Annotated in this window: 9 protein-coding genes and 1 rRNA gene; 9 read left to right on the forward strand and 1 reads right to left on the reverse strand. The window is 67.3% G+C overall.

Annotated elements, in window-relative coordinates; translation table 11 throughout:
- Positions 1 to 53 precede the first annotated feature (53 nt).
- The 7 genes from eno to JOD52_RS06020 all read left to right on the forward strand — a co-directional run bounded on the left by eno (position 54) and on the right by JOD52_RS06020 (position 7,664).
- Positions 54 to 1,337 (forward strand): phosphopyruvate hydratase, encoded by a 1,284-nt coding sequence (gene eno / locus JOD52_RS05990; protein WP_017823829.1) that lies wholly within the window; start codon positions 54 to 56, stop codon positions 1,335 to 1,337.
- 17 nt (positions 1,338 to 1,354) lie between these two features.
- Positions 1,355 to 2,011, forward strand: coding sequence for an FtsB family cell division protein (locus tag JOD52_RS16965; RefSeq protein ID WP_239551808.1), 657 nt, complete (start codon positions 1,355 to 1,357; stop codon positions 2,009 to 2,011).
- Positions 2,008 to 2,586, forward strand: a complete 579-nt coding sequence (locus tag JOD52_RS06000; RefSeq protein WP_017823826.1) for a DUF501 domain-containing protein — start codon at positions 2,008 to 2,010, stop codon at positions 2,584 to 2,586. Before JOD52_RS16965 ends, JOD52_RS06000 begins: the two co-directional genes overlap by 4 nt.
- Complete coding sequence (locus tag JOD52_RS06005) at positions 2,583 to 3,530, forward strand: Ppx/GppA phosphatase family protein (protein ID WP_204409079.1); 948 nt, start codon at positions 2,583 to 2,585, stop codon at positions 3,528 to 3,530. The genes JOD52_RS06000 and JOD52_RS06005 overlap by 4 nt, the downstream gene beginning before the upstream one ends.
- 90 nt (positions 3,531 to 3,620) lie before the next feature.
- Positions 3,621 to 4,997 carry an NAD(P)/FAD-dependent oxidoreductase gene (locus tag JOD52_RS06010; RefSeq protein ID WP_204409080.1) on the forward strand — a complete coding sequence of 459 codons (1,377 nt, stop codon included), beginning with the start codon at positions 3,621 to 3,623 and terminating at the stop codon, positions 4,995 to 4,997.
- Positions 4,998 to 5,217: 220 nt separating this feature from the next.
- Positions 5,218 to 6,009, forward strand: coding sequence for a glucosamine-6-phosphate deaminase (gene nagB / locus JOD52_RS06015; RefSeq protein WP_017823823.1), 792 nt, complete (start codon positions 5,218 to 5,220; stop codon positions 6,007 to 6,009).
- Between the two features lie 86 nt (positions 6,010 to 6,095).
- Positions 6,096 to 7,664 carry an NCS2 family permease gene (locus tag JOD52_RS06020; protein ID WP_204409081.1) on the forward strand — a complete coding sequence of 523 codons (1,569 nt, stop codon included), beginning with the start codon at positions 6,096 to 6,098 and terminating at the stop codon, positions 7,662 to 7,664.
- Between the two features lie 282 nt (positions 7,665 to 7,946).
- On the opposite strand, the gene serC is transcribed toward JOD52_RS06020, so the two are convergent.
- Entirely contained in the window at positions 7,947 to 9,140 is a 1,194-nt protein-coding gene (gene serC / locus JOD52_RS06025; protein ID WP_239551809.1) for a phosphoserine transaminase, read from the reverse strand.
- A 120-nt stretch (positions 9,141 to 9,260) separates the two neighbouring features.
- Between serC and JOD52_RS06030 the strand changes: the two genes are divergently transcribed.
- Together JOD52_RS06030 and JOD52_RS06035 are read left to right on the forward strand one after the other, a co-directional pair.
- Positions 9,261 to 9,959, forward strand: a complete 699-nt coding sequence (locus JOD52_RS06030) for a demethylmenaquinone methyltransferase (protein WP_204409082.1) — start codon at positions 9,261 to 9,263, stop codon at positions 9,957 to 9,959.
- Between the two features lie 440 nt (positions 9,960 to 10,399).
- Positions 10,400 to 11,918: ribosomal RNA gene (locus JOD52_RS06035) — 16S ribosomal RNA — on the forward strand.
- Positions 11,919 to 12,136: the final 218 nt, after the last annotated feature.

The following is a 12,136-nucleotide window of genomic DNA, read 5'->3' on the forward strand; positions in this document are numbered from 1 at the left end:
CGGTCAGCGTCGACCGGCCGTGACCGATCCTCACCCTTTGGAAGGAACAGCACATGGCAGCTTTCATCGATGCCGTCCACGCCCGCGAGATCCTGGACTCCCGCGGCAACCCCACCGTCGAGGTCGAGGTCCTGCTCGACGATGGCACCTTCGCCCGCGCGGAGGTCCCCTCCGGTGCCTCCACCGGCGCCTTCGAAGCCGTCGAGCGCCGTGACGGCGACAAGGGCCGCTACCTGGGCAAGGGTGTGCAGCAGGCCGTCGACGCCGTCATCGAGGAGATCGGCCCCAAGGTCGTCGATCTCAATGCCCAGGAGCAGCGCGCTCTCGATGCCACGATGATCGAGCTGGACGGCTCCAAGAACAAGGGCACCCTGGGCGCCAACGCCATCCTGGGTGTCTCCTTGGCCGTCGCCAAGGCAGCCGCCGAGTCCGCTGACCTCGAGCTGTATCGCTACCTGGGGGGCGGCAATGCGTACCTCCTGCCCGTGCCGATGATGAACATCCTCAACGGCGGCTCCCACGCGGACTCCAACGTGGACATCCAGGAGTTCATGATCGCCCCGATCGGCGCGGAGTCCTTCAAGGAGTCCGTGCGCATGGGCGCCGAGGTGTACCACGCACTGAAGGCCGTGCTCAAGGACCGTGGCCTGGCCACCGGCCTGGGCGACGAGGGCGGCTTCGCCCCCAACCTCGGCTCCAACCGCGAGGCCCTGGACCTGATCGTCGAGGCCATCGGCAAGGCCGGCTACAAGGCCGGCACCGACGTGGCACTGGCCCTGGACGTGGCCGCCTCGGAGTTCTTCGAGGACGGTTCCTACACCTTCGAGGGCGAGAAGAAGTCCGCCACCGAGATGATCGAGTACTACGCCGAGCTGGTGGACGCCTACCCGCTGGTCTCCATCGAGGACCCGCTGGACGAGGACGACTGGGAGGGCTGGAAGGCCATGACCGAGCGCCTCGGCGAGAAGGTGCAGCTGGTGGGCGATGACCTGTTCGTCACCAACCCGGAGCGCCTTGCGCGCGGCATCGCCGAGAAGTCCGCCAACGCGCTGCTGGTGAAGGTCAACCAGATCGGCTCGCTCACCGAGACCTTCGACGCGGTGGACCTCGCCCACCGCAGCGGCTTCCGCTGCATGATGTCCCACCGCTCCGGTGAGACCGAGGACACGATCATCGCCGACCTCGCCGTCGCCACCAACTGCGGCCAGATCAAGTCGGGCGCCCCCGCCCGCGGCGAGCGCGTCAACAAGTACAACCAGCTGATGCGCATCGAGGAGGATCTCGGCAGCGCCGGGAAGTACGCGGGGGCCGCGGCATTCCCTCGCTTCACCGCCTGAGGTTGTAGCCTTCGGGCATGACATCGAGACGACCGGGCGCCCCGCGATCAGCGAGGCGCCCGGTCGCGTCGTCCTCGGGGCGGCGCGGCCCGACGACCTCCGCCCCCCGCAAGCCCTCGACCTCCCGCCAGGCGCCCGGCTCACGCGCCCCATCCAGCCCGCGTGCGGGCTCGGCCTCACGTGGGCGCGGGCCGGCGAAGGCATCGCGGCCGCGCAGCACGGCCACGCAGCACCCCCCGAAGGACGGCGCCGGCCTCACCATCACCCGTCGCACACTGGTGCTGGTCTCCCTGATCGTGATCGCCCTGGCCGCACTGCTGCCCACCGTGAACTCCTATGTCACCCAGCGCCAGCAGCTGTCCGAGCTCCAGGCCGAGGTCGGGCAGAAGCAGCAGCAGGTCGATGAGCTTCAGGACCAGGTGGCCCGTTGGGAGGATCCGGCCTATGTGGCCGCCCAGGCCCGTGAGCGCCTCCTGTTCGCGATGCCGGGGGAGACCCAGTACCGCCTCACCGATACCTCCGGCCGCGAGGTGCCGCTGACCGAGGCCGAACAGGCTGCCGTCGAGGCCACCGAGGGCGAGTGGTTCTCGACCCTCTGGGAGAGCGTCGAGGGCTCCAGCCGCCCGACCGCCGAGGACATCCCCGACCCCACCGACGAGGACAACGCCGAGTGACCACCACTGCTCTTCCCCCGCTGCCCCCTCTTCCTCACGAGACCCCCGCCGACGCGGCCGACTTCGCGGTGATGCGCGAGCAGCTGGGCCGCGATATGCGCGGGGTGATCTCCATCGCTCGTCGCTGCTCCTGCGGACGCCCCGCCGTGGTCCGCACCGCGCCCCGCCTGGAGGACGGCACCCCGTTCCCCACCTCGCTCTACCTGACGCTGCCGTGGCTGGTGCTGGAGGTCTCCCGCATCGAGGCCACCGGCACCATGGCCGCGCTGACCGCCCGTCTGGGGCAGGAGCCGGAACTGGCCGCCGCCTACCAGGACGCCCACGAGCGCTACCTCGCTCGGCGCGCCGAGCTGGGGGAGGTCCCGGAGATCAGCGGCACCAGCGCCGGTGGCATGCCCGAGCGCGTGAAGTGCCTGCACGCCCTGGCCGGCCAGGCCCTCGCCGAAGGACCCGGGGTGAACCCCATCGCCGAGGAGGTGCTGGCGAGCATCGACGGAGCCTGGCCGGAGCTGGTGTGTCGTTGCGAGGAGCCCGCCGCGCAGGACGACCTCACCCCGGCAGGGGAGGGCCGATGAACCAGGACGCACCCGTCGCGGCCATCGACTGCGGCACCAACTCCATCCGCCTGCTGATCGCCCGCCCTGCTCCTGGTGGTGGCCTGACGGATCTCGAGCGGCACATGGAGATCGTGCGCCTGGGACAGGGCGTGGATCGCACAGGCCGCTTCGACCCGGCCGCCGTGGACCGCACCCTGGACGCGGCCCGCCGCTACGCCCGCCTGATCGAGCACCACGGCGCGGAGCGCCTGCGCTTCACCGCTACCTCCGCCACCCGGGATGCGAGCAACCGGGAGCTGTTCATCGCCGGCATCCGCGAGATCCTCGGGGTGGAGCCCGAGGTCATCAGCGGCGACGAGGAGGCCGAGCTCTCCTACCGCGGCGCCGTGACCACCCTGCGCGACCTGCCGGCGGGCCCGCGCCTGGTGGTGGACATCGGCGGCGGCTCCACCGAACTGGTGCTGGGCACCGACGCCCCGACCCACCGGATCAGCCTGGACATGGGATCGGTGCGGATGACCGAGCGCCACCTGGACTCCGACCCGCCGACGCCGGCCCAGATCGCCGCGGCTACCGCCGAAATCGACGCCCTGCTGGACCGGGCCCAGCAGCAGGTGCCGCTGGAGCGGACCGCCGTGCTGGTGGGCGTGGCCGGCACCGTCACCACCCTCACCGCCCTCGCCCTCGGGGTCACCGAGTACAGCCCCGAGGTGACCCACGGTGCGATGCTGGGGATCGATGAGACCGTGGAGCTGTGCGAGCGACTGCTCGCCATGCCTCGGGAGGATCGCGCTTCGCTCCCCGCCATCCACCCCGGTCGCATCGATGTCATCGGGGCGGGGGCCCTGATCTGGGCCCGTATCCTGCGTCGCCTCCAGGACCGCGCCCACCTGCAGGTCTCGCACACCAGTGAGCACGACATCCTCGACGGGATCGCGCTGAGCATGCTTCCCACCCAGTGAGTCCCCACCACTGGGATCGCGCCACAGTGTGATGGTGATGTCATAGGCGTTCTTTTGTGTGGCCCCGGCAACCCACCTACGCTGTACCCCATGAACAACACTCATGGCGGCAAGCCCCACGTCCTCGTCCTCGGCGGCGGGTCCGTCGGCCTCACCACGGCAGCGGATCTCCGCAAGACCCTGGGAACCGAGGTCGCGATCACGATCGTTGACTCGCGTCCCTACATGACCTACCAGCCCTTCCTCCCCGAGGTGGGCGCCGGTTCGATCGATCCCCGCAACGTGCTCGCGCCGCTGCGCAAGATCCTCGCCGGCACCAAGGTCGTCACCGGATCGGTCACCAAGATCCGCAGCGCCGAGAACGTCGTCGTGGTCGACACCGAGGACGATGTACAGCTGGAGATCTCCTACGACTACCTGGTCGTGGGTCTCGGTGCCGTGCCGCGCCTGCTGCCCATCCCGGGCCTGGCCGAGGCCGCCATCGGCTTCAAGTGGGTCGAGGAGGCCGTGGCCGTGCGCGACCGCATCCTGGCAAACCTCGCCGAGGCCGCGTCCACCAAGGATCCGAAGATCCGCAAGCGCCTGCTCACCTTCACCTTCGTCGGCGGCGGCTTCGCCGGCGGCGAGGCCATCGCCGAGACCGAGGACATGGTGCGGGACGCCCTGCGCTACTACCCGGACCTGCACGCCTCCGACATCCGCTTCGTGCTGATCGACGCGGCCCCGTTCATCTTCCCCGAGCTCACCGAGGACCAGCGCGCCTACGTGCTGAACCAGCTGCGTGAGCGCGGTATCGAGGTCAAGCTCGAGACCTTCCTGAACTCCGCCGAGGACGGCGTGGTCAAGACCAGCGACGGCGACGAGTTCGAGACCGACCTGCTGGTGTGGAACGCGGGCGTCAAGCCCAGCCCGATCCTGCTGGAGGAGGGCGCCTCCGACCTCCCGGTCATCACCGAGCGCGGCCCGCTGATGGGCAAGGTTGACACCCTGGCCGACCTCCGGGTCAACGGCGCCGACGGCCCGATCGACAACGTGTTCGCCGCCGGTGACTGCGCCGCGGTGCCGGACCTGGCCTCGGGCGAGGGCAAGTTCTGCCCGCCCAACGCCCAGCACGCCGTGCGTCAGGGCAAGCGGATCGCCGACAACATCGCGCGCTCCGTGCAGGGTCGCCCGCTGGTGGACTACTACCACAAGAACCTCGGCACCATGGCGACCCTGGGCATGTACAAGGGCGTGGGCCGCCTGCACGTGGCCGACAAGGAGTTCGACCTGCGCGGCCTGCCCGCATGGGCCGCCGCTCGCGCCTACCACGTGTACGCGATGCCCACCTTCGGCCGCAAGGTCGCCGTGGTGGCCGACTGGGTGACCAACATGATCTCCCGCCGCGACATCATCGGCATTCCGGAGCAGTCCAGCCCGCGCGCGGCCTTCGAGCTCGCCGCGAACACCTCCTCCAAGCCGAAGTGATCCGTTCCGGGCCCGGGCGATGAGTCCTGGGTCCGGCGGTCGATCAGGCGCCCCCGCTCTCCGGAGCGGGGGCGCTTCGCGTCGTGGAGGGCCCCGGGGATCCACCGCGCTGCGCGATAGACTGTGACCGAACGTGCGCGCCTTGGTCATGAGATGAGCGCGAACAGCCACGAACCGGGTGTCGGTCGCTCCGACGCCCCGAGCAGAAGGAGCAGGGCCCATGGAGGTCATCATCGTCGCGGACGCCGCCGAGGGTGCGCGCGAGGTAGCGGATGTCTTCGAGCGGGTGGTGCGCGATGCAGGCCCGGTGGTGCTGGGCCTTGCCACCGGGTCCTCCCCGATCGCCGCCTACCAGGAACTGATCCGCCGCCACCGCGAGGAGGGCCTGTCCTTCGCCGACGCCCGCGCCTTCCTCCTGGACGAGTACGTGGGCCTGCCCGCCGGTCACGAGCAGAGCTACCACCGCTTCATCCGCGAGAACTTCACCTCCCACATCGACATGGACGACGCACTGGTCCTCTCGCCCGACGGCGGAGCCGCCGATCCTGCCGCGGAGGCCGCCCGGTATGACCGCTCCATCGGTGAGGCCGGGGGAGTGGACCTGCAGATCCTGGGCATCGGCTCCAACGGCCACATCGCCTTCAACGAGCCCGGCAGCTCCTTGGCCTCCCGTACCCGGCCTGTCGTGCTGACCGAGTCCACCATCGCCGACAACGCACGCTTCTTCGCCTCCCGTGAGGACGTCCCCCAGCTGGCTCTCTCCCAGGGTCTGGGCACCGTGCGCGAGGCGCGGGAGATCGTGCTGACCGCCACCGGCGAGAACAAGGCGCGCGCCATCGCCCAGATGGTCGAGGGGCCGGTCAGTGCACGCTGGCCCGGCAGCGCCCTGCAGCTGCACCCCAAGGTGACCGTGGTGGTGGACGAGGCCGCGGGCTCCGAGCTCGAGCTGGCCGACTACTACCGCCACGTGCGTCGGGTGGCGACGGAGCAGTCCCTCACCCCCCGCAGCTGAGCCCGCGGGAGTATTAGCCCACAGTGCGCGTCCACGGACGCGCAGGCGCAGGGCGACGGGGCGCCAGGGCGGATACGATCGCCCCCATGCAGGTCGATCCCCCCTCCTCGTCCCCGTCCCCCTCTGACCCCTCCGGCGCCCCCTCCGCGGGCACGGTTCCCGCACCGCGGGACAGTGCCGCCGGCGGCACTGCCACGGCCACCCGCCCCGCCTCCGGGCTGGACCGCTTCTTCGGCATCACCGAGCGCGGCTCCACTGTTCCTCGCGAGATCCGCGGCGGCCTGGTCACCTTCTTCTCGATGTGCTACATCGTGGTGCTGAACCCCTTGATCATCGGCACCGTCCCGGACTCCACCGGCCAGTTCCTCGGCGGCGGCACCGAACCCAACCTTCCGGCGGTCGCGGCCGGGACCGCCCTCATCGCGGGTCTCCTGAGCATATTCATGGGCACCTGGGCGAAGTTCCCCCTCGCCCTAGCGGCGGGCCTTGGGCTGAACGCCTACGTCGCCTACTCGGTGGTCCCGCTTCCCGGCATGACCTGGGGTGGCGCCATGGGCCTGGTGCTGCTGGAGGGCGTGATCATCCTGCTGCTGGTGCTCACCGGCTTCCGCAAGGCCGTGTTCGATGCCGTGCCGCCGTTCCTGAAGACCGCGATCGCCGTGGGCATCGGCCTGTTCATCGCCTTCCTGGGCCTGTACAACGCCAAGTTCGTAACCACGGCCACCGGCACCCCGGTGCAGCTGGGCAACGACGGCTCCCTCACCGGGTGGCCCACCTTCGTCTTCGTCACCGGGCTGCTGCTGATGTTCGTGCTGTGGGTGCGCAAGGTGCCCGGCGCGATCCTCATCTCGATCGTCTTCGCCACGGTGCTGGCGATCGTGCTGGAGAGCGTGCTGAAGCTCGGTGCGTTCGCCCCGGCCGGTGCCGATGGTGAGGGCAACCCCGGTGGCTGGGCCATGAACGTGCCCACCATCAGCGAGTTCCCGATCCAGGTGCCGGACTTCGCCACCCTGTTCACCGTTGATCCGATCGGTGGCATCACCGCGGCCGGCGTGATCGGTGCGACCGTGATCGTGTTCTCGCTGCTGCTGGCGGACTTCTTCGACACCATGGGCACCATGGTGGGCGTGGCCTCCGGTGCAGGCCTGGTCGACGAGACCGGTGACATCCCCCGCTCCCAGCGCATCCTGGTGGTCGACTCGGTGGGCGCGATCGCCGGCGGCATCGGCGGCGTCTCCTCCAACACCAGCTTCGTGGAGTCCACCTCCGGTGTCGCCGAGGGTGCGCGCACGGGCCTCGCCTCCGTGGTGGTGGGCATCGCCTTCCTGCTGACCACGTTCCTGTCACCGCTGGTGGCCCTGGTGCCCTACGAGGCAGCCACGCCGGCCCTGGTGATGGTGGGCTTCCTGATGATGACCCAGGTCACCGACATCGACTTCACCGATGTCGAGGTGGCGGTGCCGGCGTTCTTGACCATCATCCTGATGCCCTTCGCCTACTCGATCACCGTGGGCATGGGCGCCGGGTTCATCATGTTCGTGCTGATCCGCGTGATCCGCGGTCGCGCGAAGGACGTGCACTGGCTGATGTACCTGGTGGCCGCGCTGTTCATCGCCTACTTCCTGCGCGGGGGCATCGAGAGCCTGCTGCTGTGACCGCAGCCGCCTGACGGGGGGCCAGGCACCTGCCCGCGGCAGGGGGACGTCTCCTGCCCCCCCCCGCAGGCGGGCTGGACGGCGGAGAGAGCGGACCGGCTGGCAGCAGTGGATGCGCTTCTCGAACACGGGACTGCGCTGCGCGGTCATGATCGCCTTCGAGAGAACTCTCGACGCCCACGGGATCGAGATCCCCGTGTAGCGGTTGGCCTTCGCCACCGAGGTGGAGCCCCCATCTTCGTCACCGACCCGGGGACGGAACCTGCCAGGGCGACGCTCTGACTAGCCGATGGCATCCAGGACGTGGTCCAGGGTTGCGATGAGCGCCTGGACGTCCTGCGGTGGGACTGCCGGGAACGTTGCGATGCGCAGCTGATTGCGACCCAGCTTGCGGTAGGGCTCGATGTCCACCACCCCGTGAGAGCGCAGCAGAGCGGTGATCGCGGTGGCGTCGATGTGCTCGGCCACGTCCAGGGTGACGACCACCTGGGAACGGGCGGCAGGGTCGGTGACGAACGCGGTGATCTCCTCGCGCCGATCTGCCCACGCGTACAGCAGGCCGCTGGTCTCCCGGGTGCGAGCGTCGGCCCAGGCCAGGCCACCCTGCCGGTTCATCCATTCGATCTGCTCAGCCATCAGCACCAGGGTCGCCACCGCGGGGGTGTTGAGGGTCTGGTCCTTGCGAGAGTTCTCGAGCGCCGTGGTCAGCGAGAGGATGGAGGGGATCCAATGGGATCCTTCGGTCGCGATCCGCTCTGCGCGCTGGATCGCGGCGGGGGAGAGGACCGCGAGCCACAGACCGCCGTCGGAGGCGAAGGCCTTCTGCGGGGCGAAGTAGTACGCATCCGCCTGCGTGGGGTCGAACATCACCCCGCCGGCCGCGGAGGTGGCATCGATCAGCACCAGCTGGTCGTTCCCCGCATCTCCGGGACGACGCACGGGAGCCATCACCCCGGTCGAGGTCTCGTTCTGCGCCCAGGCATAGGCATCCACGTCGTCCCTGGGCACTGGTTCGGGCAGCTGCCCGGGCTCAGCACGGATGACCTCGGGCTCCTGCAGGTGAGGCGCCGCCGCGACCTCGTTCGCGAACTTCTGGGAGAACTCGCCACACACCAGGTGCTCAGAGCGCCGTTGCACGAGGCACAGTGCAGCGATGTCCCAGAAGGCGGTGGACCCGCCGTTGCCGAGCACCACCTCGTACCCCTCAGGCAGGGAGAACAGATCTCCGAGTCCCTCTCGTACACGGCCGACCACGTGCTTCACCGGTGCCTGACGGTGAGAGGTTCCCAGGATGGTGGTCGCCCCGGCAGCGAGTGCCTGAACCTGTTCGGCGCGCACGCGGGACGGGCCGGAGCCGAACCGGCCGTCCGCAGGCAGCAATGAGCGGGGGAGCTCCAGCTCACGGATCCTGGCCGAGACGGCCTCACGACGATCCCGAGCGCTGTGATCGGTAAGAGCAGTGGTGATGTCGGACATCGTGTCCTACTCGCGGTCCAGGGGCCGGCCCGTGCCGGTTGCCGCTCCATGGTGCCAGCACCGGTGTCGATGGCACGTCCTGGTCCGGGTGCTGGGCGTATCTCTGGCAGGATCGGGGGTATGAGTCGTGCCGATCTGGACAAGAAGCCGTATGACGTCGCCGGGATGTTCGATGCCGTAGCGCGCCGCTACGACCTGATGAACGATGTCGCCGCTCTGGGCCAGGTGGGGATGTGGCGTGACAAGATGGTCGACGGCCTCGAGCTGGCGCCCGGGCAGACGGTGCTCGACCTCGCGGCCGGCACCGGTACATCTTCCGCCGCAATCGCGCGCGCGGGAGCTCGCGTGGTGGCTGCCGACTTCTCCCTGGGAATGATGACCGAGGGCAGGCGTCGAGGGGCGCCGGTGCCGTTCGTCGGTGCAGACGCACAGCACTTGCCCTTCCAGGACGATTCCTTCGATGCCGCCGTGATCAGCTTCGGGCTGCGCAATGTGCACGACCCCCGCCGCGGGCTGCAGGAGATGACCCGGGTTGTGCGCCCCGGCGGCACAGTGGTGGTGTGCGAGTTCTCCACTCCCACCAGCCCCCTGTTCCGCACCGTGTACGAGCGGTACCTGCTGCGGGCGATGCCCGCGGCCGCCCGGGCGTTCTCCTCGAACGCTGATGCCTACGACTACTTGGCGGAATCGATCATCGACTGGCCCTCCCAGGAGGAGCTCCGTGGATGGTTCCTCGAGGCCGGTCTGGTGCACTGCCAGTACCAGAACCTGTCCGGAGGGATCGTGGCGCTGCATCGAGGCAGGGTCCCGTCAGTCTGAAAGTGCAGGTCAAACCCCGTTTCGCCGTCTCGCCGATGTTGATGTGGCCGAGGCCACGCCGAAAATGGCCTTCTCGGCTTGACGGGGCGAGCAGAGGCCCGTAATGTTTTTCCTCGTGCCCGGCTGAACGGCACGGCGAGAGACCAGCACTGGATCACCCGCCGAATCGCTCACCACCAGGCACAACGGCCCACCTCCAGGGCCAGCGAGGCGCGGATCACACCGCACCGAGTTGACATGGAGGAGCCGGTCCCCTAAGTTATAGGGGTTGCCCCGGAACGGAAGAGCCCAAGGGTTCGGAAGTCCGAGTGCGCGTGTTGCTTGATATCTCAATAGCGTGTCTGTTTGTTGATGCCATTATTTTGAATGGCATTTTTCGGATGATTAGCAGATATGAATTTGCTGGTTGTTTGTTTGAATGCTGGGATTTTTTCTATGTTTTCATGGAGAGTTTGATCCTGGCTCAGGACGAACGCTGGCGGCGTGCTTAACACATGCAAGTCGAACGATGACGACAGGGCTTGCCTTGTCTGATTAGTGGCGAACGGGTGAGTAACACGTGAGTAACCTGCCCCCCTCTTCGGGATAACCTCGGGAAATCGGGGCTAATACCGGATATGACTTCGCACCGCATGGTGTGTTGTGGAAAGTTTTTCGGTGGGGGATGGACTCGCGGCCTATCAGTTTGTTGGTGAGGTAATGGCTCACCAAGGCGATGACGGGTAGCCGGCCTGAGAGGGCGACCGGCCACACTGGGACTGAGACACGGCCCAGACTCCTACGGGAGGCAGCAGTGGGGAATATTGCACAATGGGCGAAAGCCTGATGCAGCGACGCCGCGTGGGGGATGACGGCCTTCGGGTTGTAAACCTCTTTCAGTAGGGAAGAAGCGAAAGTGACGGTACCTGCAGAAGAAGCGCCGGCTAACTACGTGCCAGCAGCCGCGGTAATACGTAGGGCGCAAGCGTTGTCCGGAATTATTGGGCGTAAAGAGCTTGTAGGTGGCTTGTCGCGTCTGCCGTGAAAACCCGAGGCTCAACCTCGGGCGTGCGGTGGGTACGGGCAGGCTAGAGTGTGGTAGGGGAGACTGGAACTCCTGGTGTAGCGGTGATATGCGCAGATATCAGGAAGAACACCGATGGCGAAGGCAGGTCTCTGGGCCATTACTGACACTGAGAAGCGAAAGCATGGGGAGCGAACAGGATTAGATACCCTGGTAGTCCATGCCGTAAACGTTGGGCACTAGGTGTGGGGAACATTCCACGTTTTCCGCGCCGTAGCTAACGCATTAAGTGCCCCGCCTGGGGAGTACGGCCGCAAGGCTAAAACTCAAAGGAATTGACGGGGGCCCGCACAAGCGGCGGAGCATGCGGATTAATTCGATGCAACGCGAAGAACCTTACCAAGGCTTGACATGCACCGGACGACTCCAGAGATGGGGTTTTCTTCGGACTGGTGCACAGGTGGTGCATGGTTGTCGTCAGCTCGTGTCGTGAGATGTTGGGTTAAGTCCCGCAACGAGCGCAACCCTCGTTCCATGTTGCCAGCGCGTTATGGCGGGGACTCATGGGAGACTGCCGGGGTCAACTCGGAGGAAGGTGGGGACGACGTCAAATCATCATGCCCCTTATGTCTTGGGCTTCACGCATGCTACAATGGCCGGTACAATGGGTTGCGAAACTGTGAGGTGGAGCGAATCCCAAAAAGCCGGTCTCAGTTCGGATTGGGGTCTGCAACTCGACCCCATGAAGTCGGAGTCGCTAGTAATCGCAGATCAGCAACGCTGCGGTGAATACGTTCCCGGGCCTTGTACACACCGCCCGTCAAGTCACGAAAGTCGGTAACACCCGAAGCCAGTGGCCTATCCTCGTGAGGGAGCTGTCGAAGGTGGGATTGGCGATTGGGACTAAGTCGTAACAAGGTAGCCGTACCGGAAGGTGCGGCTGGATCACCTCCTTTCTAAGGAGCATCACCAATTTTGGTGGCCATCTGCTCACCCGCGTGTGGTGGGGGTGGTTGCTCAAGGGTGGAACATCAACGAATGGGCGCTTCGCTGCAGTCATTGTCCTAGTACGGCCCTTTGGGGTGTGGAACGGGTGGTGGGTGTGGTTTGAGGTGGAGACACGCTATTGGGTTGTGAGGCTGCACGCGGCCCCTGCTTTGTGTGGGGGTGTGTG

This window comes from Brachybacterium muris (assembly GCF_016907455.1).
Lineage (GTDB): Bacteria > Actinomycetota > Actinomycetes > Actinomycetales > Dermabacteraceae > Brachybacterium > Brachybacterium muris.

Bases quoted from the DNA above. Each gene is read 5' to 3' on its own strand.
- nagB (WP_017823823.1), top strand. From the start codon at position 5,218: ATGGAGGTCATCATCGTCGCGGACGCCGCCGAGGGTGCGCGCGAGGTA.
- JOD52_RS06020 (WP_204409081.1), top strand. From the start codon at position 6,096: ATGCAGGTCGATCCCCCCTCCTCGTCCCCGTCCCCCTCTGACCCCTCC.
- JOD52_RS06030 (WP_204409082.1), top strand. From the start codon at position 9,261: ATGAGTCGTGCCGATCTGGACAAGAAGCCGTATGACGTCGCCGGGATG.
- JOD52_RS06005 (WP_204409079.1), top strand. From the start codon at position 2,583: ATGAACCAGGACGCACCCGTCGCGGCCATCGACTGCGGCACCAACTCC.
- serC (WP_239551809.1), bottom strand. From the start codon at position 9,140: ATGTCCGACATCACCACTGCTCTTACCGATCACAGCGCTCGGGATCGT.
- eno (WP_017823829.1), top strand. From the start codon at position 54: ATGGCAGCTTTCATCGATGCCGTCCACGCCCGCGAGATCCTGGACTCC.
- JOD52_RS16965 (WP_239551808.1), top strand. From the start codon at position 1,355: ATGACATCGAGACGACCGGGCGCCCCGCGATCAGCGAGGCGCCCGGTC.
- JOD52_RS06010 (WP_204409080.1), top strand. From the start codon at position 3,621: ATGAACAACACTCATGGCGGCAAGCCCCACGTCCTCGTCCTCGGCGGC.